Raw genomic sequence first — 20062 nt, forward strand, 5'->3', positions numbered from 1 at the left:
TGAGGTCAGGATAGTTTTCAGCGACTGCAAACAGAGATTTGAGTGCACTTGTGAGCATGTTTTCCGCTTTTCCTTTTTCTTCAATGCCACCTGCCTGCATTGCTTTCACACGCATTTCTGTTACCTTTTCAAATGTTCCTTTTTCGTGCTTTGCGTAACCTTTGACGGTATTAATTAAGTTTGGAATTAAATTATAGCGACGCTTAAGTTGCACATCGATATCTGCCCATGCTTCTTTTGCGCGATTGACCAATGTCACAAAACGGTTGTAGGCATAAATCACCCACAATACACTGCCGGCAAGAATAATGTATAAGATAGTCATAGTTTTTTTAAATTATTTGCAATTGTATCATGCTTAAAACACAAAATCCATCTACCGGAAAGCAGATGGATTTTGCAATAAAAAAATTTTAAAATTTAATACATTCCTCCCATGTCTGGCATTCCACCTCCCATACTCGGCGCTGCCGACTTTTCCTCTTCTGGCTCATCGGCAATTGCCACTTCGGTTGTCAAAAACATTGCTGCAGCAGAGGCCGCATTTTGAAGCGCAGTTCTTGTGACTTTCAACGGGTCAATAATTCCCTCTTTGAACATGTCCGGAACCCATGAATTGGTAAATGCATTATAGCCAAGGTTTTCTGACTTCATCGGCTCTCCAGCTCCTTTCTCAATTACTGTATCGGTTGCGACGCTGTTGATAATAGAAGCAATTTTCTCTTTTGTAATTCCTGCATTAACTAGGATTCTATTAAGTGGTGCAGAAAGTGCTGAAATCACAATACTATATCCTACTGCGCGCTCGGTCATTCCCTTGGTGTCTTGTAATTGTTCGTGTTTGCTTCGCAATATCTCGGCAACTTTTGCAAATGCGGCTCCGCCGCCGTGCACTACCCCTTCTTCAATTGCCGCTTTGGTTGCATTCACTGCATCTTCAATTTTATGTTTTAAATACTTTATTTCTGTTTCGGTTGCAGCACCAACATGAATAACTGCAACGCCACCTAACAGTCCTGCTATTCGTTCTTCGAGCTTTTCACGATCAAATTTTGAGTCTGAAAGTTCAGCTTGTTTCTGAAGTGCTGCGGCTCGATCCTTGATTGTGTTCTTTTTACCTTTTCCGCCAATGATTGTCGTTTTGTCTTTGGTTGCAACAACTCTTCCAGCACTGCCTAGCATAGAGAGTTCCACATTTTCAAGTTTTACACCGACATCCTCGGAAACTACCTGCCCGCCAACAACAGTTGCAATGTCTCCAAGCTGTTCTTTTTTTCTATCACCGTACCCTGGCGCTTTAACTGCCAAAATACTAAATGAGCCGCGAAGTTTGTTCACCACAAACGTCGCCAACGCCTCACCTTCAACATCGTCGGCTATAATCACCAATTCTTTTTTTCCTGACTGTGCAAGTTTTTCTAGAAGCGGCAAAATTTCCTGCACCGATGAAATTTTCTTGTCAGTGATGAGTATAAGTGCGTCTTTATACTCCGCCTCCATACGCTCAGAGTCAGTAATCATGTATGGTGACACAAAACCTTTATCAAATTCAAGACCTTCGACCACATCTGAATCAATACCAAATGTCTGAGATTCTTCTACTGTGAGTACTCCGTCTTTACCGACTTTGTTTATTGTGTCAGCTATGATGTTGCCAATTTCTTCAGATTCAGAGGAAATTGAAGCAACTTGTTGTATCGCATCCCCCTTTATGGGCTTCGCCATCTTTTTGAGTTCAGTTACTGCATCAGCAGTTGCGTCTTCTATACCGCGACGCACGAGCATCGAGTTAAACCCTTTCGGAATGCTTCCCATGCCCTCAGTAACCATAGAATGTGCAAGAACAGTTGCAGTCGTAGTGCCATCTCCTGCCGCATCGTTGGTTTTGTTTGCAACTTCTTTTATAATTTCAGCTCCCATATTCTGAAATTTGTCTTTGAGCGTAATCTCTTTTGCTATTGTAACTCCATCGTTTGTGATTGTCGGCGCTCCGTAACCCTTGTCAAACACCACATTTCTTCCACGAGGACCAAGAGTAACCTGAACTGCTCCTGCAACAACGTCCATTCCTTTTTTAAGCGTCTCGCGAGCCTTTTGTTCTGAAATAATAATTTTTGCCATGATAGATTTTGTTATGAAATTATCGCTAATACACCGCTTTCACCTACTATGTAATACTCTTCCCCATCAATCTCTACTTTGTCACCCCACTGAAACAATACAATGTCACCCTTTGTTACATTGATTTGTATAAGTTCGCCACTGTTATTTCGTTTACCTTCCCCAACTGCGATAACGGTTCCTCGATCAGTCTTTTCCTGATCTACTGTCTCAGGAATGATAATACCTGACGGTAGTGTAATCCCTCGATCCCCTTGCGAAAGAGGCTTAATTAGAACCCTGTCCCCAAGAGGCTTTATTTGTATCTTGTCTGCTTTCTTTTGCTGCTTTTTTAGTACTTTTTTCATAACTCTGATTATGTTCGATTATTGAGTGTGTATTATAGTGAGCATGAATGTCCTTGTCAATCAATAAATTATCGTCCTATATTTTTTCAGATTTAACCCTTTTTTTGTCTTGTATTGCTCTTTTTTGTATCTTGCACTATTTTTCTACCCTGCTATACTGGCCTTTAAATGGAAGCAATTTCTGCGATACTGCCACATATTCAGATCGTCCTTGCAGTCCTCCTTATAGGAGCAGTGCTCCTTCAACAAACTGGGTCAGGTCTCGGTGGAGCGTTTGGGGGTGATAATTTTAGCGCTGGTTTTCATACACGTAGGGGCGCTGAAAAAATCTTATTCAATGCTACGATAGTGCTTGCGGTACTTTTTGCACTCACTGCATTTGTCGCCCTCATCATATAAAAGCATAGGTGCATAACTAATAACATCTCACTCTAGAAATAATAAATGGTACTGCTATACATTATCAAATAGCAGTTCTACACAATTTGTGAAAGAAGAAAGCGATAGAAAATCATTACAATCAGGTGTGTTCTCTATTCCTAAATGTCAGGAGTTGGAAGCACTTGTGCACTCGTTCTCTCCTGCAGAGAAGGTATTGTTTTGGATGTTTGCTGCACTTCTTGTTGGAAGTACAGCAACGCTTATGTTTCAGGTAAATAAATTCTTAATTACTGAAGTGCCCGCTTATGGTGGCTCAATATCAGAAGGAATTGTTGGTTCCCCACGATTTATCAACCCGCTTCTTGCAATCTCCGACGCAGACCGCGATATGGCTTCGCTTCTGTATTCTGGACTCATGAAAATAGACCCTACCGGGGGCATTATTCCTGATTTAGCAAAGAGCTACAATATTTCAGAGGACGGACTTGTCTATAGTTTCACACTACGTGATGACATAGTATTTCATGATGGCACACCGATAAGCGCAGACGATGTACTCTTTACTATTCAAATGGCACAGGACCCAACACTCAAGAGTGTTAAGCGTGCAAGTTGGGATGGAATAACAGCGGAAAAAATATCTGAACGTGAAATAAATTTTTATCTCAAACAACCATATGCACCATTCTTGCAAAATACAACACTTGGCATATTGCCAAGACACATCTGGAAAGATATTGAGCTTGATCAGTTTCCATTTAGTACATTCAACACTGAACCAATCGGTTCTGGTCCATACAAACTTGAATCGGTTGATAAAAGCACCTCTGGAGTTCCTAAACAATACAAACTCTCCTCATTCAATGAGTATGCGCTCGGCAAACCATACATTTCAAACGTAGAAGTGATATTCTACCAAAACGAAGATGATCTCATAAACGGATACAGAAACAGTAAGATTGGTAATATAAACAGCATTGCTCCTGATAAAGTAGGTAGGCTTAAAGAAGAAGGTGCATATGTTGTGCTCTCCTCACTCCCAAGAATTTTTGCGGTATTTTTCAATCAAAACCAGGCTCCAGTATTTGTAAACAAAGAGGTGCGTATCGCACTCAATATAGGTCTTGATAAAACAAGCATTGTCAGAGAAATACTCAGCGGATACGGAACTGTTATTGACAGCCCGCTGCCACCTGGAGTCATTGTGCGTAAAAACACGCAATCCGTCGTAGAAAATACAAGTAGTACCACATTAACCAAAACAGAAAAAGCGATAGCAATACTTGAAGATGCTGGATGGGAATATAACGAGGCTGAACAAATCTATGAAAAAATCAGAAAAAAAGAGACCCAGCGACTTGAATTTTCACTGGCAACCTCTAACGTGCCTGAACTTAAAGCAGCGGCCGAAATAGTTGCAAAAGAATGGGAGAAGATGGGAGCACGCGTCACGGTAAAGATATTTGAGACTGGGGATTTAAACCAGAATGTCATCCGCCCACGCAAGTACGATGCTCTTTTGTTTGGAGAAATAGTTGGTCGTGAACTCGACTTATTTGCCTTTTGGCATTCATCTCAGCGCAATGACCCGGGACTTAATATTGCACTTTACGCAAATATAACTGTAGATGATCTTCTCGAAAATGTTCGAGTATCATCTGACAAAAAAGCGCGTGTGGCAACATATGAGGCATTTGAAGAAGAAATTATGGCAGATGTACCAGCGGTCTTTTTGTATTCACCGGATTTTATTTATATTGTATCTCCAACAATACAAGGTATTGAATTAGAATCAATAACCGTGGCAGCTGAGCGATTTTTAAATATCCACAAGTGGTACATTGAAACAGATAAAGTCTGGCATTTCTTTGAATAAAATTAAGAGCACAGCGACTACATTTTATTCAACCCTGTTAAATGTGACTTCGTCGCTCCCGCTTCGCGGGATTTAACAGGGTGATGATTTAGTAAAATCATTTTTCACTAACATTCAAAATAATTAACAAAATCTATCATGATTACAAAAGATAATAAAAACTGGAGACGACCTGGAGAGGAAACGACTCATGGCAAAAATACTACAGCTCCATTCAAAAGAAAAACAACTGGGAGAAAGGCTGGAGCACACCGAAAAAGAATCAGTCACAGAAAAACGCAAAAACAAAAACGCTTCACTGAAGTTACTTCAAACAATAATAAGAAAGAGGATATCATTCCCCCACTCGGCGAAAGTATTCGTATTATTCCCCTCGGTGGTGTTGAGGAAATTGGTAGAAACATGACGCTCTTCGAATACAAAAACGATATCATCATTGTTGACTGTGGATTTAAATTCAAAGAAGAGGATACACCAGGAATTGACTATATATTACCCAATGCCAAATATCTCGAAGACCGTAAAGAAAAAATACGAGCGTTGGTTATAACGCACGGTCACCTCGACCACATTGGTGGTATTCCTTATATTATGGAGAAAATCGGCAACCCCCCTATCTATTCGCGTCGCCTAACGACCGTGATGATTAAAAAGCGCCAGGAGGAATTCCCTCATGTGCCAAAACTCACTATTCACGAAGTTGAAAAGAATGACACGATTAAGATTGGAGATCATTTCAAAATTAAATTTTTCTCCGTTACACATACTATCCCCGACTCAATGGGAGTAATTATTGAAACACCGTTTGGAAATATTGTGCACACCGGTGACCTCAAATTGGACCATGTTGACGGTGTGCCAATAAAAAAAGAGGAGGAGGAATTCAAGAAATTTGAAAAAGAGAATGTCCTTCTTTTATTGGCTGATTCCACAAATGTTGAACGGCCCGGTTTTTCTATTCCTGAGAGCACCGTATATGAAAATATAGAGGAGATAATAAAAAATACCCCGGGGCGGCTTATTGTGGGTACATTTGCTTCCCAGCTTGAGCGAATCGTAAAAATTATTGAAATAGCGGAGAAATACAAACGAAAGGTAGTAGTTGAAGGGAGAAGTATGGTAACCAACGTTGAAATCGTAAAACATCTCGGAATTCTCAAACCAAGACAAGGAACCTTGATTGGAATTAATGAAATGGAAAACTATCCCCCTAACAGAATTCTTGTGCTTGCAACCGGTGCTCAGGGTGATGAGTTTGCCGTACTAATGAGAACTGCAACCAAAGCACACAAGAAGCTTAAAATACAAAACGGTGATACAGTTCTTCTTTCTTCCTCTATCATTCCTGGAAATGAACGAGCTGTACAGAAACTTAAAGATAATCTCTCGCGGCAGGGTGCAAAAATCATTCATTATCAGGTCAGTGACGTACATTCAAGTGGACACGCTAACCGTGATGAAACTGCATGGATACATAAACAAATCGGATCAAAGTTCTTTATACCGATTCATGGATACCACTACATGCTCAGAGTTCATGCTGAGCTTGCTCAATCACTCGGCATGTCAAAAGAAAATATCGTTATCCCCGACAACGGTTCTATTATTGAAATCAGAGATAACGGTAACAAAATTGTACACCTTAAAGAGCGTGCGCCAATGGGCACTAGAATGGTTGATGGCTTTTCAATGGGTGATCTTCAAGAAGTGGTCATTCGTGATAGAAAAATGCTTTCGCAAGACGGGATCTTTGTGGTTTTTGTAGTCATAGACCTTAAAACCGGCAAACTCAGAAAATCTCCTGATATTATATCGCGTGGTTTTGTGTATCTGCGTGAATCGCAGCATCTTCTGCAAGAAACACGCCTATTGGTAAAGAAATCCGTTGAGGACTCTATACGAGGAGCTCACCCGATAAACTTTGACTACGTCAAAAACAACATGACCGACGTAGTTGGTATGTTTCTTTTTCAAAAGACAAATAAACACCCTATTGTTATCCCTGTTGTATTCGGAGTTTAGCGCCACAACATAGTATTATAGGAAATATGAGAAGCGTCATGAGAAGACTCGAAGGCAGTGAAGCTTTAGGTTTGTTATATCTAGCAAACTTTATTATTTCATTTCACTTGTTTTTGGTTGTATACATAAACTCTAGCTTTCTTAACAGTTTTATAGAAGAACAATTCATCGGAACCGTTTGGATCATTGGTTCCATCATAGGAATAGGGGCATTGATTTTTATAGTGCAAGCTTTGCGATTATTTGGAAACTATCGCATACTGGTTGCCATCTCCACCATTGAAATATTTATTTTCCTTGGACTTGCAACAATTAAAAGCCCTGCTATTCTTGTTGCGCTTTTTATCGCCTACATTGCTTTCCACCCTTTGATTCTGTACAATCTTGATATTTTTCTTGAGAGTTATACAAAAAAAGAGGGTACCACAGGTAGTGTACGCGGCACTTTTTTAACGATATCTAATACAGCACTCATTATTGCACCGCTATTGGCGGGAATTATTTTAACAGACGGTGATTACTGGAAAATATACTTAATTTCAATGACACTTCTAATACCATTTATGTTTATTATTTCAAAGTTTAGATCATTTAAAGATCCTGTCTACCACAATCTTAAAATTATTGAAAATATGCGAACCATTTGGGCCAATGCGGACTTGCACGGTATTTTCATGTCGTATTTTTTGCTTCGTTTCTTCTTTGCCTGGATGGTTATTTATATGCCACTGTATCTTTACGGACATATTGGATTTTCGTGGACTGAAATAGGTTTCATGTTCGCAATTATGCTTCTTCCCTTTGCACTTCTCGAATATCCGGCTGGGAGAATAGCTGACAAATGGCTTGGCGAAAAAGAGCTTCTTTCTGCGGGATTTGTAATTATGGCATTTTTCACTGTCTTGGTACCTTTTATTACTACAGCGAGTTTCGTTACTTGGACAGTAATTCTTTTTATGATGCGAGTTGGTGCGAGTCTTGTTGAAATTATGTCCGAGAGTTACTTTTTTAAGCACGTTGACGGAGGTGATAACAATATTATTGGCCTCTTTAGAATTGTCAGACCGGTATCATATATTATCGGGCCAATTGTTGCTTCGGTAACTCTGCTCTTTTTTGACCTCGGTTATATATTTCTCATATTAGGAATCATTGTTCTCTATGGCTTACGTTATTCACTTATGTTGCGGGATACAAAGTAGATGTGAGTTAATATTTATACAACCATGTAGTTATCATTTTGTACTATAATAAATCTTTCAGTGGCAAGTTTTATAAGTTGCTTGTGTCCTTTTATAGAATTTCCCCCCTATTTCTTTTGTGATTTTATCCTTTTGTAATTTTTTCTCGTTTATCAGTATCTTTAAAAATACTGCGCACCCGACAATGTGAGCGCGCAATATTTTTAAACGATACTTTTTATATACTAGTGAGCACTTGGTTTGAGTGGCACTATAAACATTGTTATGAGATACACAATGAGACCAGGGACAATACCGGTGAAGATAAGTATAAACACCCAAACGACACGCAAAAGCACAGGGTCAATACTAAAATACTCCCCCAATCCTCCGATGACGCCTGCACATATTTTATTGTCGTGACTTCGATAGAGCTTTTTTATATTTTTTTTATGTTCCATATAACAATGATACTACCACTAAATTATTTATACATAGACTTAATTTTTTCTTCATAATCCGAAAAGTAGGACTGAATCTGTTTGAGATTAAAAGTAGGAAGTATAGATTCCTTTGGTTCACGCATAAGCAGAAAAGAAAACGACTGCTCAACCAATTTCTCAGGCGTAGCACTAGTTCCTGTCAGTTGTTTCCAATAATCTTCAGTCAATTCAACACTATATTTTTTTTCTTCCACACGAACTGAAAATTTCCAACCATTTTTTATTTTTTCTTTCTTAATAACAATTACTTCTTTCATATATTAAAGCTCGTAAATAACATCTTTGCGCTCAATAACTACTTTCCATTTCATTCGTTTGGAATGTTTGTAAAGCATAGCATTGGGATTAAAACAAATCGGTGTTTCAACCATTTCAAGAAATGAAATATCCCCTTCAGTGTCTCCAACTCCTATCGAGTCTTTGAGAGTTAGTTTTTCTTTCTCTACAGCACGTTTAACAATATTTGCCTTGTTTGCAATTAGATGTAAATCAACAATCTCTCCTGTAAAGCACTCTTCTGGTCCGAGTTCATAAATCCTGCCATAGACCTTATCGAATCCCAAGTGTTTACAAAAACCATCAAGTGCTGTCTTTGGAGACTGTGAGATCGCAAGTAGATAATAATTCTTTTTTTTCAGATCTTTTATTAAATCACTGGTGTAGCGATATACACGGTCTTTGTGTAGTGCTATCATTTTTTCGGCGGCATCTGCAAAATCACCATAGTACACACCTTTGAGATGTATCATGAATGCCGCAACAAATGCTTCAACATAATCTTCGTAACTTCCTTTTCTATTGAGCCACTTGTTATATTCTTTTTCATACAGAGCTCGAGCTTCCTTGGGAAATAGTTCGGCCTCTATAAGTGCATTGAGTAATTCTATAAGAAGACTTGAGCGGAAAATAGTGCCATCTATATCAAAAATAGCCACCTTTCGTTTAGATTCCATAAATCCAATTGTAGCACATGAAAAAATCCAGGAATCGTAACCTACCCGTCTTTTTCTTGTCATATATCATAACCATTCACCAACTCCCAAGAATTCCGGAGGTCCAACCTCGGAAAAATATACTTGCGTGTATGTCCTTTAAACTAAGGGTATTGGGGGCGTTTGTATTTTCGGAGATCGGACCTCAAGAGGAGTGTAATGATATACTTGACAGTATAGTGTGTTTATGCTATAATGAAGAAGGATCAACTTAATTGCTAAGGTGAGTAAAATGTTTCGGAAAGTTCTTATTTTGTGGGTATTTGTTTTAGTTGCTTATGCGGCTCCAGGGATATCTTCCCTAATGGATGCAAGAAGCAACATTATGGAACACAAATATAATCAGATTGAATTAATTGATTAAGTTTAGTGTATTAGTTCAATCGCTCCCGGCACGCAAGCGTGTCGGGATTTTTATTTTTACTAAATTTGTATTGAGTGACCATATATTCTCTTCCACCAATATACCCCTTGTCGAAAACCGATTATAATTCCAACGGTAAAAAGTGCCACTGAAAAAATAGCGTGGATATCAAACCATATATCAAAAGATAATCCAAATCCAAATATTTCATACTTCTTTATAAGAAGCGCAGTGTATATTATTTCTATAACCGCATGCACTAAAAACTGCACTAAAATACCAAGAAAAATAAATGCGCTAATATAGAACCATTTCTTTCCTGTTAAAGCAGATATATCGCTACTGTCTATCATATGTACAGCATATCACTGCCTATTCATTTTGCTCTAGGCCAACACTCCGCCGCAGATGGATAAATCTTTGAGAGCGGGTGTTCCCTACAATCATGTTTATGTGCCTTACAGATACTCCTTCCGTATTCAATAATACGATAAGTAAAATTAAACCATTCTCTTTTGGGTAACAATTTCATTAAATCCCGCTCAATTTTTACGGGATCTTTGTAGTCCGAAAGGTCAAACTTTATTGTGAAGCGCCTCACATGAGTATCTACCGCTATTCCATCTATAACACCATAGGCATTTCCTAAAACAACATTGGCAGTTTTTCGCGCAACACCAGGAATGGTAAGTATTTCTTCCATTGTTTTTGGAATTGTGCCACCAAATTCTTTTTTTATCATTTTTGCCGCTGCAAGAATATTTTTTGCCTTATTTCGATAAAATCCTGTTGACCTTATATCCTGTTCAAACTCCTGCACACTAACTCGTATATAATCATTAAGTGTCTTGTATTTTTTGAACAATTTTTGTGTTACTTCGTTAACTCGTTTATCGGTACACTGGGCTGAGAGTACTACTGCCACCAGAAGTTCCCAATTGGTTTCATACGCAAGCGCTATACCTGTGTTGGGAAATAATTTTTTAAGATGTTTTACTATTTTTGCAATACGATTTTTTCGCTCTCGTAATTTTTTGTCATTCATTTGGCTATTGTAACCTAAAACAAATTATGTGGATAAATTGTTAATAAACTGTTGGTAATATGTAGATGAGATTTACTTTTAAACCTTCCCTGATACTTGCAAGTAAAATGTGTTACACTTGGGGCAGTAAATAGGTTTGCTGGGTAAGTAGAGTCTAGGCGGCTGGTTGTGTAACCCCTCTAGACCTCCTAACAACCGGTAATCCGAAGAGCGTTATCGCTTTTACGTCTAGCTTATCAGTCCTATGCTTTATGTAAGCAGACTCTTGCCCAGCTTTTTTTCAAGAGCGGTTTCTACAAACCGCCCTTTTTACTTATATCTTGAGTTGTTCCTCGGTGCTTTTTTCTTCTTTAATTTTCTTGACTTCCTTTTCTTTTTTCTCTGTACTTTCTTTTTTTGCTTTTTTGATTTCTTTTTCTTCCAGTTTTTCAACTTTTTCTTCATCCTTTCCTTCTAATTTTTCTGCTTTCTCTTCTTCTGTTTTAGCCCGTATTTCCTCTTTTTTGATTGCTGTAATAGCGACCGGTCTCTTCACATAGAGATTAAGAAGCGAGAAGCTAATCATACCGGCAAAAACAATACCGATAACATTCATTAAAAAGAGTGCCGAGGAACCACTGATAATATCCCAGTCTAGTTTTGCAATTCCAATACCAATAACTGCAAGCGGAGGGATTAGTGCGACCGACACCGCGACTCCGGGAAGTGCCTCGGAGAGATGGGGGCGCACAAGCGCAATCGAGATTGCGATACCAGAAATAATTGCTACTGCAAAGTACAAAAGTGATGGTTCTGCTCGTGCTAGAATCTCCGTCGTAACGCTGTCATACTTTGAAGTGAAGAAAAGAGTCGCCACGGCGGAAAGTCCGATACCAATCGCCACTGATTTAAGAAGTGTTACAACAGAGTGTGAGATGAGAGTGTTATCCGACATTACCATGCCGAGCGAAACAGACAGCACTGGATAGAGTATTGGCGCAATGAGTATACTTCCTAGAACTACTACAACAGAGTTAATGAGAAGCCCGAATGTTGCCATAAGAATGGCAAGCCCCAGCATTATAAAAAAATCATAGTCTGGCGTGCTGTCAGCGACGAGTTTTTGGATCGCTGCGGATTTGTCAGCATCACTGGCATTTCTCAACTGTGCGAAAAAAGACATAATGGTTTTGTACTCTATTATAATACCTGAAACAAACTAATGATGCCAAATGCTGTGATTGTATTAAAGACTCCATTGCCAAGCAGCACCGGCAGAATAATCTCCCGCAATCGATACCCAATAAATCCCATAGGGAGAACTAATATTTCGTTGGGTAGTGGTACTATAGAAGCAAAAGCAAACAGTATAAAAAGTGGTGCACTGTGATATTTGGCACGGAGTGTATCTATCTTTACAAAAAGTTTTGAGTGATTCTCCATTATGGCAATTTGCCTTCCAGATTTTCCTACAAGATATGCAATAATATCGGCAAGTGTGACACCAGCTGTCATTGTAAAAAGTAGCACCCACAGACTAAGACCTGATTCAAGGAAAAGCGGTAAAAATGACACCGCAGGAATGGGGACAACGAGATTAAATCCACTTATTATAGAAACTAAAAATATAGCTAGGTAGCCATAGCTTGATATTAATGCTTGGACTGCGGTGTTTTCTTGCGCAAACTGCGCTGCCCAAAATGCAAGTGCAATAACTGCCCCAATAAACGTAATCTGAAGTAAAAGTTTCCAGCGCTTTGAATTATTGTTCATCTTTTTGTTTTGGTGTCTGGTAGAAGATTATTGACCGATACCTCTCCACAATATCTGATCTTTGTTGATTTCGAGTTATTGGATCATGGTTTCCCCAAAAAATTTTGAGTAGTTCATCACACAACACTGCTCCAGGGTCAAAAGACAAAAAATGGAAGGATATATTATCCCATCGATCTCCGTTCACTTCTCAATTTCCTAGTGAGATTGTTAGTAAACAAGAATAAAACCGATGTCGTTTGGACTATTATATATCCGTTACTTTCACTTTTTTTGGTTTTTTCTTTTCTCTTCTTTGCTTGTCTCTACTTTTCGCCATAATGTTTTTGTATAAAATCCTAATGTATTAATTTTAGCATAGAAAGCGCTGCAGAAAGTGAAAGAAATATAAAAGGGGCCATGTGCATTGCGCCACGGCCCTTATGATGGATCAGGTCTCTAAAGATCTCCCTCAATAATCTCCTTGTAGGCGCCCATTCGCGCCTCGTTGTTCGGTCATTGACCTATTCCTGACAAATTCGAATTCTATGTTCAATATAAATCTACCAATATTGAAAAATTTTGTCAAACGCTGCAATCAACTGGTAAATTAAAACTCTAATGTTGTTCATCAAGATTTAACCTGTTCTGGCTGCCAGACTTGGAAATCTCACTGCTCGCTACGCTGCGCTTTGAGAACCCACGGTTCTCAACAGCTTCGCCTGCTCTCCAACACGGGGAAACTAGAGTTTCCCCGACCCCCTTCCAGTTCGAGTCCAAGAACAAATAATGCAATTTTATAGTAGCAAATGCTACTTAAAATTTCATTGCTGCCGGACTTGGACTCGAACCAAGATACCATGCTCCAGAGGCATGTGTCCTACCATTAGACGATCCGGCAATTATTTCTCACTATAACATATGCTTAGAAATTATATTCTAAGCTATATTTTGTGGAACTATATGTGTGGGAAACATACACTCACGCCTTTCGGTAATAATGTATTATAGGGGTATTAAGCCGTTTTTTATTACAAAATTATACTTTGAGCCTTTACGCTTGATACTGCAGATTACGCCTGTTTTTTTGGTTGTTTCTGTTTTTCTCTTCTGGCCGCAACTTACGTTAGGAGCGACCGTTTCTGTCACATTGCCAAATGGAGGAGAGTGTCTGACTGTTGGTGTTAAATATACGATCGCTGCGAGTTTTGACAGTGACCATGTTGCGCTCTATTACAAAACTGATGGAATGCAACCAACACACCTAGGAGCGTCATTAATTAAACATCCAATGATTCAGTCAACATACAAATGGACTCCTTCTAGTGGTGATATTTCAACAACCGGCCGTATTTGGGCCGAGGGTCATGACAATGACCACACTTCAACATTAGATTGGGACGATTCCAATGCCAATTTTGAAGTGAGCGCAGATTGCGGCGGGGGTGACGGAGACGGCGATGTGACAGCAGCAGTCGCCGGTGGTGGTCCTTTAGCACATCGCCCGAGTGTTACCATTTCTTCTCCAAAAGAAGGAGAAGTATTTGGAACTGTTGTTTCTATTGTGTACATCGCAACAGATGAAAATGATGAGCTAAATCAGAGTTCACTTGGTTTTATTGATAATCCTGTCTCTATCTATTACGTTGCCGGTTCTGATATTAGGAATAGGGAACTTATCGTAGAAGGTCTTACTGCAACCGGAACCTACAGTTGGAAAGCAAGGGAGTTACCAAACGGAGATGATTATAGAATTATTGTGCGAGCGGTTGATAAAGTAGGCGAAGTTGGAGAGGCTGTTTCTCCTTTTTTTTCTCTGTTCCACTCGATTCCTTTTGTTGATGGATACTCTACAGGTGCTGTGGTAGTCTGGCAGACCAACAATCCAAACTTTTCATTTATTGAATATGGAACGTCAAGCAAGATGTATACATCAACAACTCTCTCGTCATACCCTAATCTTTCTACGCAGCAGTACGTGCTTCTTCGTGACTTGGTTTCCAGTACCACGTATTATTTTCGTACTGTCACCGGGGCGACGCTTGGAGAGAAAATACGCTCTGATGAGTATTCATTCATAACACTTCCGAGAGTGGATGTTACGCGCCCCTCGAGTCCCAGTGGAACATTTGGAGAGGCGGGGGAAACAACAACACTGCTTTCGTGGCTTAAGTCTGCTGATGCAAATTATTTTTATACTACAATTGTTCGGAGGGAGGATCGCTTTGCCAAGCATGTAGAAGACCTGTCTGACGACGAGGCAGGTGGGGCGGCTATCTCTACGAGCACGGCGTTATATCAGCGAGAGGAATCATTAAAGCGAGATACGAAGTACTACTATTCAATTTTTCATACTGACAAGGGTGGAGGCATCTCGCTTCCGACAGTGGTAGTACTTGAAACCAGTGCTTCAACGGAAGAAATACCAATTCCACCGGGAGACGAGAACGTCCCAACGCTACCTCGTGTTACTTCTCCTTCGATTGAGAAAGTTACGGATAATGAAATTACGATTCGATGGAAAAATCCCGACAGTCAAAATTTTGTTGGCGTACATATTGTGCGCAACGACGAATCCTTACCAGGGAACCCCTTTGATGGAGAAACCGTATTTCGAGGACGTACAGAAAGTCTAATAGATAGTGGACTTGCAGAGGATACTCCCTATTTCTATGGGTTGTTCGTATTTGATTGGAACAATCTCTATTCTCCTGCCGCTTTTATTTCAGCGAAAACCACCTCCCCAACTGTTTTAGTAACTGCTACGACTACAACCGCCACGACTACAGCCACATCGACCGAGGATATTCCCGCGACCACAACAGCAAGCACAGCAGAGAGTACTGGAAAAACGACAACGAGTACCGAAGCGCGAATTATGACGATGCAAACTATCATTGAAAGCATCAAAGCAGAAATAGTCAAGCTCGTAGATATTATACAAAATATGTTGCTTCAAATGAGACTTGGAGTTGAAGGGAGAGTACACGTCATACACATTGATACTCTTGGTTTTAGTCCGAATAACATTACCATAGCTTCCGGTGATACCGTTTTGTGGGTTAATGATGACCTTCTCTTCTCTTGGCCAGCATCTGATCTTCACCCGACACACAGTCTTCATCCAACAACGGGAGGATGTTCGCACAGTGGATTTGATACATGTCGGGGACTAAGTATTGGGGATGAGTTCGCTTTTACTTTTATTGAAACAGGTGCGTTTGGGTATCATGACCATACTTTTCCTACACTAACAGGAAAAATTATTGTTACCGAGTAACGAATACTATAATTGATCGTAGTTAATTAACCACACGATGAAAAAGATATTTGCGGCAGCCATAGCAATGATAGTAGTCCTCTCGGCAGGAATTGCTCTTATAGTTTTCTACACGCCGTACAATGTCCCACTTATCTCTCAGCTATTCCAAAAAGAAACTACAGAAAAAACTATAGAAGAGCCTTCCGTATCAGGCACGGGGAAAGTACCGGTAGCTACCACAACATCTGAAGAAGACAGGGTAGACGCAGAAGATAAAAATGAGTTTCCAGAGGAAGAGATCATACCGAAGGAGGAAGAGGAGCCTGCTATAAAGCCCGAACTTCCGACGCCCTCCGACGATGCTGTCGGGACAGGCGATGAGGTCGGGACGGAGGCTGATAGCGTCGGGACAGAACCCGAACCAACACCAGAGCCAGAACCTGAACCAAAACCTAAAAGAGAACCGAAGGAGTATATTATTGAAATTTATAGTTTTACCGACTGGCGGCCTGCAAGTCTTACCATCTACGAGGGAGATACGGTAACATTTATCAATCTTGACAATACACTGCACTGGCCGGGGAGCGATCCCCATCCGACACACAGTTCACTCCCTCTCTTTGATGCGCTTGGCGGTATATCTGAGAGACAAAGTTATTCACATACCTTTACTATACCGGGTGCCTATGGACACCACGACCATTTGCCCGAAAATCCTCCAACACTCGGCACCATTACTGTTTTACCGAGAGAGTAATACGTACCGGTCTATATGAAAATTCCACGCTTAAATGTATTTCTACAATTTGTACTACTTGGTACGGTTGTATTTATTCTACTCGGTATATTTCTATCCACACTCATTGCGCCGGCACTCACTACGTTTATTCTTGACCAGCGGGAACTTAATTCTGTTGTTTTTGCGAATCGGTTGGCGGCTGACATTCTAACATCGGAAGACTTTACACAACCTGTAAGTGGCGAGGAGGATGTTACTCGGTTTGAGCGATTTTCCAGCCTTCTCCAAGTTCCAGGTTTGTTTAGAATTAAAATATATCGTCCGGACGGAACTATCATATATTCAGATGAAAAGCGGCTTATCGGCGCAAAATTTCCACTAAATGAGGAACTTGAACAAGCACTTAAGCTTAAATCAACAGCAGAGATAACTGAATTTAACGCAAACGATCCGCGTTATGAGTACGAAATCTCATTTATTAGAGGTCTTGAAGTGTACACGCCTATTACCTTTGGCAGTTCTGCGGAAGTGATCGGGGTGGTTCAAACATTCTCGCGGGTCGGCTTCATTGAGCAGCAGATCGATGAACTTAAAACTCTTTTTACTCAAAGGGTTGCACTCTCGCTTCTTGTAATGTTTACTGTACTGTCGCTGATCGTGTGGCGCGCCAGCCGTACAGTAAATAAGCAAAGACGGGAACTTTTAAAATACGCATCTGGACTTGCAGCTATGGTTGATACTAGAACCCGTGAGTTGAAAGAAACAAGTGAGCGGGAAATTGAAAAGGCTAAGGAGTTATTGAAATTGAAAGACCAATTTGTTTTTGTTGCGGCACATGAACTCCGCACTCCGCTGAATGCCATCAAATGGGGTTTGAGCGTATTGGAGTCAAATAACCCAGAAATGGTTGTCAAAGATAAACATCTATTTACCATTTTACGTAAGAGCAATGAGAGACTGCTTTTTTTAGTGAAGGACATTCTAGATGTTGCGCGCATTGAGGGCGGAACGCTTAAGCTTAAGATCGAAAGTATATCCGCAGCGGAAGCCATTGCAGATGCAGTTATTGAAGTTAAGAGCGAGGCAGATCAGTTGCAGATTACCATTGATAATACGGTTCCGGAAAATATCCCACCTGTAAGAGGAGATATTTTGCGGTTGAAGGAGATATTTGTGAATCTACTGACCAATGCTGCTAAATATAGTCAAAGAGGCAGTACTGTGGTTGTGTCGGCTGAAGTGAAAGATGAAAATATAGTATTTCATGTTATTGATACGGGTATCGGTATAAGTACCGACCAGAAAAAACATATTTTTGAAAAATTCTGGAGATCTCCTGAGGCACAACATACTGAAGGAACCGGCCTTGGACTCTTTATTGTAAAGCAACTGGTCCAATTTATGTCAGGAGAAATTTGGTTCGAATCAGAGAAGGGAAAAGGTACAACTTTTTCTTTTTCTCTTAAAAGAGCCGATTCTGCGGCAAAAGACGAGGAGATACATGAAACATAAAAGCGGAGAAAGTTAAAACATTTTTTCATTTTTTATACTGAAGCTATATATGAAATACACAATATTATTTACTAGCACATTTTTCTCTGTGCTGCTACTTACACTCACTGTTTCTACTGTCTCGGCGCATGTGAGCTTTGGCGTATATGCCGGAACACACGCGGTGGCTTTTGTTCCGCAGCCAGGTTCACCTTTCTCGGGAGAAACGGTTGAAATGAATTTTTTCCTACGAGACTTGCAGGGTAATTTTCCAAACGAGTTATTTATCGCCCGCGTCGTGATACAAAAAGCGCTTACTGACGGCAGTGAACAAAATATAGCCGAGCTTACGCCGGATGTGGTGTCACCTGGAAAATATACGACACGTTTTCGCTTTGATGAAGGGGGACACTATAGGATAGAATTTTTGTTTAATAAAATTGATAAGCCGGACATCATAAGGGACGCTGTATTTGACATAGAGGTGAGGGATCCTCCGGTGCGAGGTATTTCGTACTCATTTGTGGCTGTTCTCTCCATTTTTGTTGCTCTTGTTTCATTTTTAGGTGGTATGGCGTTTGCCCGCCGAAGGATTTCTTAACCAAGGCGCAAGGAGCAGGGCATATAGCATACTAAAAAGCTACATGATATAATCTGGCATAATGAGTAATAACTCACATATAAAAAGGAAGATCCTTATTATAGAGGACGATAAAAGTCTGTGTACACTGCTGACTGCGGCTCTCAAAGATGAAGATTTTGATATACTCATAGCCGAAGACGGGAAGGTGGGACTCAAGACTGCGCGGGAGCAAATTCCAGACCTTATCCTTCTCGACCTTGAAATGCCCGGCATGAAGGGGCTTGAAGTATTGAAAGAGCTACGTGCTTATGAAAAAACAAGGGATATTAGGGTTATTATACTCACTAACTCTTCTGATGTATCAAGTATAGAAGAGGCTATGGAAGGTTCCGTGTTTACTTATCTTACTAAATCGGACTGGGAACTTGAAGATATAATCAAGAAGGTAAAGGAGGCTCTCGATATGTTGGCCCCCAATTGATCGAGCAGGGAAGGAAATACTCATACAACTTAATGTAATGCAAAAACCCGCCTTAATTAGCAACTAATTAAGGCAGGTTTAGGTTGGTATGCTGAAAATAGCGACTTCGTGGGATTGTTCTTTACCCTACAGTGTGCTCTGGTAACCCACAAAAAGGAAAGTAGTGGATAAGTAATATCTCATTTAAGCTATATTTTGCAAGCATCTCAATATTTATCCATAGGTTATAAAGAGGTTATTAACGATTTTGAGATTTCATCCGGGTTGCACAATATTAACTCTGTGTTTATCATAGACCGCGTATCTGGTTTGATTGGCTTGCCAGTTGAAACAGGTACAACAGAAAAACCGTCGCAAGGCGGCTTTTTTGTTTTTGCTTTTTTGAAAGCGGGAGTTCTGCTATAGTTTGGATATTATGAAAGATAAAGAATCAGGGATCAGGCAAACAGATAATCCCGGCGTGATTCTCTTGCCTCCGATAATTTATCTTATTCCGCTTTTTGTGGGCATTGCACTCCGCTTCTCCTGGCATTTTCCTCTGTTGCCGGACAATTCAATCATTGTTCCTTTTGGACTTGTGCTTGCTTTTGTTGGAACCCTCTTGATGATAGCTTCAGTGAATATATTTAAAAAGTTTGGTGAGGAGCCGGATCCAAGAGAGTCAACCCATAATATAGTTACTGCGGGTCCTTTTAAATATTCTCGCAACCCCATGTATCTTGCGTTCACCATTATTTACGTTGGCATCACCGTGGCCGTAAATACGTGGTGGTTGCTTATTTTTCTTCCGTTTGTTCTAGTTACAATGCATTTTGGTGTTATCCTCCGAGAGGAGACATACTTGGAGCAAAAATTTGGTAAAGATTATTTGGAGTATAAGAAAAACGTCAGACGGTGGTTGTAGCCGGGAGTTCTGTTGTATAATTAAATAACCACTAACTTA

The 20062-nt window shown here is 40.1% G+C and carries 21 protein-coding genes and 1 tRNA gene; 10 read left to right on the forward strand and 12 right to left on the reverse strand.

Annotation, left to right across the window (positions count from 1 at the left end; genetic code table 11):
- The 3 genes from IIB50_01120 to IIB50_01130 form a co-directional block, all read right to left on the reverse strand.
- The coding region (locus IIB50_01120; protein MCH7529699.1) for a LemA family protein at positions 1-325 on the reverse strand (325 nt) is incomplete at its 3' end.
- A 95-nt stretch (positions 326-420) separates the two neighbouring features.
- Positions 421-2121: a chaperonin GroEL gene (gene groL, locus IIB50_01125; GenBank protein ID MCH7529700.1), complete on the reverse strand. Its 1701-nt coding sequence runs from the start codon at positions 2119-2121 to the stop codon at positions 421-423.
- 11 nt (positions 2122-2132) lie between these two features.
- Complete coding sequence (locus IIB50_01130; protein MCH7529701.1) at positions 2133-2426, reverse strand: co-chaperone GroES; 294 nt, start codon at positions 2424-2426, stop codon at positions 2133-2135.
- A gap of 210 nt (positions 2427-2636) precedes the next feature.
- On the opposite strand from IIB50_01130, the gene secG reads away from it, so the two are divergent.
- The 4 genes from secG (at position 2637) to IIB50_01150 (ending at position 7949) form a co-directional block, all read left to right on the forward strand.
- Complete coding sequence (gene secG / locus IIB50_01135) at positions 2637-2867, forward strand: preprotein translocase subunit SecG (protein ID MCH7529702.1); 231 nt, start codon at positions 2637-2639, stop codon at positions 2865-2867.
- Positions 2868-2955: 88 nt separating this feature from the next.
- Positions 2956-4725: a peptide ABC transporter substrate-binding protein gene (locus tag IIB50_01140; GenBank protein MCH7529703.1), complete on the forward strand. Its 1770-nt coding sequence runs from the start codon at positions 2956-2958 to the stop codon at positions 4723-4725.
- Between the two features lie 138 nt (positions 4726-4863).
- Positions 4864-6747, forward strand: coding sequence for a ribonuclease J (locus IIB50_01145; GenBank protein ID MCH7529704.1), 1884 nt, complete (start codon positions 4864-4866; stop codon positions 6745-6747).
- A 26-nt stretch (positions 6748-6773) separates the two neighbouring features.
- Entirely contained in the window at positions 6774-7949 is a 1176-nt protein-coding gene (locus IIB50_01150; GenBank protein ID MCH7529705.1) for an MFS transporter, read from the forward strand.
- Between the two features lie 224 nt (positions 7950-8173).
- Here IIB50_01150 and IIB50_01155 read toward each other — a convergent pair whose 3' ends face one another.
- The 9 genes from IIB50_01155 to IIB50_01195 all read right to left on the reverse strand — a co-directional run bounded on the left by IIB50_01155 (position 8174) and on the right by IIB50_01195 (position 13464).
- Positions 8174-8389: a PspC domain-containing protein gene (locus IIB50_01155; protein MCH7529706.1), complete on the reverse strand. Its 216-nt coding sequence runs from the start codon at positions 8387-8389 to the stop codon at positions 8174-8176.
- Positions 8390-8412: 23 nt separating this feature from the next.
- Positions 8413-8688 (reverse strand): hypothetical protein, encoded by a 276-nt coding sequence (locus IIB50_01160; GenBank protein ID MCH7529707.1) that lies wholly within the window; start codon positions 8686-8688, stop codon positions 8413-8415.
- Positions 8689-8691: 3 nt separating this feature from the next.
- Positions 8692-9384: an HAD family phosphatase gene (locus IIB50_01165; GenBank protein ID MCH7529708.1), complete on the reverse strand. Its 693-nt coding sequence runs from the start codon at positions 9382-9384 to the stop codon at positions 8692-8694.
- 462 nt (positions 9385-9846) lie between these two features.
- The gene (locus IIB50_01170; GenBank protein MCH7529709.1) at positions 9847-10140 is read right to left on the reverse strand and encodes a hypothetical protein; all 294 of its coding nucleotides are present in this window, start codon (positions 10138-10140) and stop codon (positions 9847-9849) included.
- Positions 10141-10163: 23 nt separating this feature from the next.
- The gene (gene nth, locus IIB50_01175) at positions 10164-10832 is read right to left on the reverse strand and encodes an endonuclease III (GenBank protein ID MCH7529710.1); all 669 of its coding nucleotides are present in this window, start codon (positions 10830-10832) and stop codon (positions 10164-10166) included.
- Between the two features lie 313 nt (positions 10833-11145).
- Positions 11146-11994, reverse strand: a complete 849-nt coding sequence (locus IIB50_01180) for a DUF389 domain-containing protein (protein MCH7529711.1) — start codon at positions 11992-11994, stop codon at positions 11146-11148.
- Between the two features lie 17 nt (positions 11995-12011).
- Positions 12012-12584, reverse strand: a complete 573-nt coding sequence (locus IIB50_01185; protein MCH7529712.1) for a hypothetical protein — start codon at positions 12582-12584, stop codon at positions 12012-12014.
- Positions 12574-12732 (reverse strand): peptide-methionine (S)-S-oxide reductase, encoded by a 159-nt coding sequence (locus IIB50_01190; GenBank protein ID MCH7529713.1) that lies wholly within the window; start codon positions 12730-12732, stop codon positions 12574-12576. Before IIB50_01190 ends, IIB50_01185 begins: the two co-directional genes overlap by 11 nt.
- 661 nt (positions 12733-13393) lie before the next feature.
- Positions 13394-13464: transfer RNA gene (locus IIB50_01195), tRNA-Gln, on the reverse strand.
- A 66-nt stretch (positions 13465-13530) separates the two neighbouring features.
- Between IIB50_01195 and IIB50_01200 the strand changes: the two genes are divergently transcribed.
- The 6 genes from IIB50_01200 (at position 13531) to IIB50_01225 (ending at position 20023) form a co-directional block, all read left to right on the forward strand.
- Positions 13531-15843: a hypothetical protein gene (locus tag IIB50_01200; GenBank protein MCH7529714.1), complete on the forward strand. Its 2313-nt coding sequence runs from the start codon at positions 13531-13533 to the stop codon at positions 15841-15843.
- Positions 15844-15880: 37 nt separating this feature from the next.
- The gene (locus IIB50_01205; protein ID MCH7529715.1) at positions 15881-16582 is read left to right on the forward strand and encodes a hypothetical protein; all 702 of its coding nucleotides are present in this window, start codon (positions 15881-15883) and stop codon (positions 16580-16582) included.
- Positions 16583-16597: 15 nt separating this feature from the next.
- Positions 16598-18076, forward strand: a complete 1479-nt coding sequence (locus IIB50_01210) for a HAMP domain-containing histidine kinase (GenBank protein ID MCH7529716.1) — start codon at positions 16598-16600, stop codon at positions 18074-18076.
- Between the two features lie 49 nt (positions 18077-18125).
- A complete protein-coding gene (locus IIB50_01215) occupies positions 18126-18656 on the forward strand; it encodes a hypothetical protein (protein ID MCH7529717.1) in 531 nt (176 codons plus the stop codon).
- A gap of 61 nt (positions 18657-18717) precedes the next feature.
- On the forward strand, positions 18718-19119 hold the full coding sequence (locus IIB50_01220) for a response regulator (GenBank protein ID MCH7529718.1): 402 nt from the start codon (positions 18718-18720) through the stop codon (positions 19117-19119).
- Positions 19120-19534: 415 nt separating this feature from the next.
- Positions 19535-20023 (forward strand): isoprenylcysteine carboxylmethyltransferase family protein, encoded by a 489-nt coding sequence (locus IIB50_01225; GenBank protein ID MCH7529719.1) that lies wholly within the window; start codon positions 19535-19537, stop codon positions 20021-20023.
- Positions 20024-20062: the final 39 nt, after the last annotated feature.

The organism is Patescibacteria group bacterium (assembly GCA_022560785.1).
Lineage (GTDB): Bacteria > Patescibacteriota > Minisyncoccia > Phycocordibacterales > JADFSL01 > JADFSL01.

Bases quoted from the DNA above. Each gene is read 5' to 3' on its own strand.
- groL (MCH7529700.1), bottom strand. From the start codon at position 2,121: ATGGCAAAAATTATTATTTCAGAACAAAAGGCTCGCGAGACGCTTAAA.
- secG (MCH7529702.1), top strand. From the start codon at position 2,637: ATGGAAGCAATTTCTGCGATACTGCCACATATTCAGATCGTCCTTGCA.
- IIB50_01145 (MCH7529704.1), top strand. From the start codon at position 4,864: ATGATTACAAAAGATAATAAAAACTGGAGACGACCTGGAGAGGAAACG.
- IIB50_01150 (MCH7529705.1), top strand. From the start codon at position 6,774: ATGAGAAGCGTCATGAGAAGACTCGAAGGCAGTGAAGCTTTAGGTTTG.
- IIB50_01155 (MCH7529706.1), bottom strand. From the start codon at position 8,389: ATGGAACATAAAAAAAATATAAAAAAGCTCTATCGAAGTCACGACAAT.
- IIB50_01160 (MCH7529707.1), bottom strand. From the start codon at position 8,688: ATGAAAGAAGTAATTGTTATTAAGAAAGAAAAAATAAAAAATGGTTGG.
- IIB50_01165 (MCH7529708.1), bottom strand. From the start codon at position 9,384: ATGGAATCTAAACGAAAGGTGGCTATTTTTGATATAGATGGCACTATT.
- IIB50_01170 (MCH7529709.1), bottom strand. From the start codon at position 10,140: ATGATAGACAGTAGCGATATATCTGCTTTAACAGGAAAGAAATGGTTC.
- nth (MCH7529710.1), bottom strand. From the start codon at position 10,832: ATGAATGACAAAAAATTACGAGAGCGAAAAAATCGTATTGCAAAAATA.
- IIB50_01180 (MCH7529711.1), bottom strand. From the start codon at position 11,994: ATGTCTTTTTTCGCACAGTTGAGAAATGCCAGTGATGCTGACAAATCC.
- IIB50_01185 (MCH7529712.1), bottom strand. From the start codon at position 12,584: ATGAACAATAATTCAAAGCGCTGGAAACTTTTACTTCAGATTACGTTT.
- IIB50_01205 (MCH7529715.1), top strand. From the start codon at position 15,881: ATGAAAAAGATATTTGCGGCAGCCATAGCAATGATAGTAGTCCTCTCG.
- IIB50_01210 (MCH7529716.1), top strand. From the start codon at position 16,598: ATGAAAATTCCACGCTTAAATGTATTTCTACAATTTGTACTACTTGGT.
- IIB50_01215 (MCH7529717.1), top strand. From the start codon at position 18,126: ATGAAATACACAATATTATTTACTAGCACATTTTTCTCTGTGCTGCTA.
- IIB50_01220 (MCH7529718.1), top strand. From the start codon at position 18,718: ATGAGTAATAACTCACATATAAAAAGGAAGATCCTTATTATAGAGGAC.
- IIB50_01225 (MCH7529719.1), top strand. From the start codon at position 19,535: ATGAAAGATAAAGAATCAGGGATCAGGCAAACAGATAATCCCGGCGTG.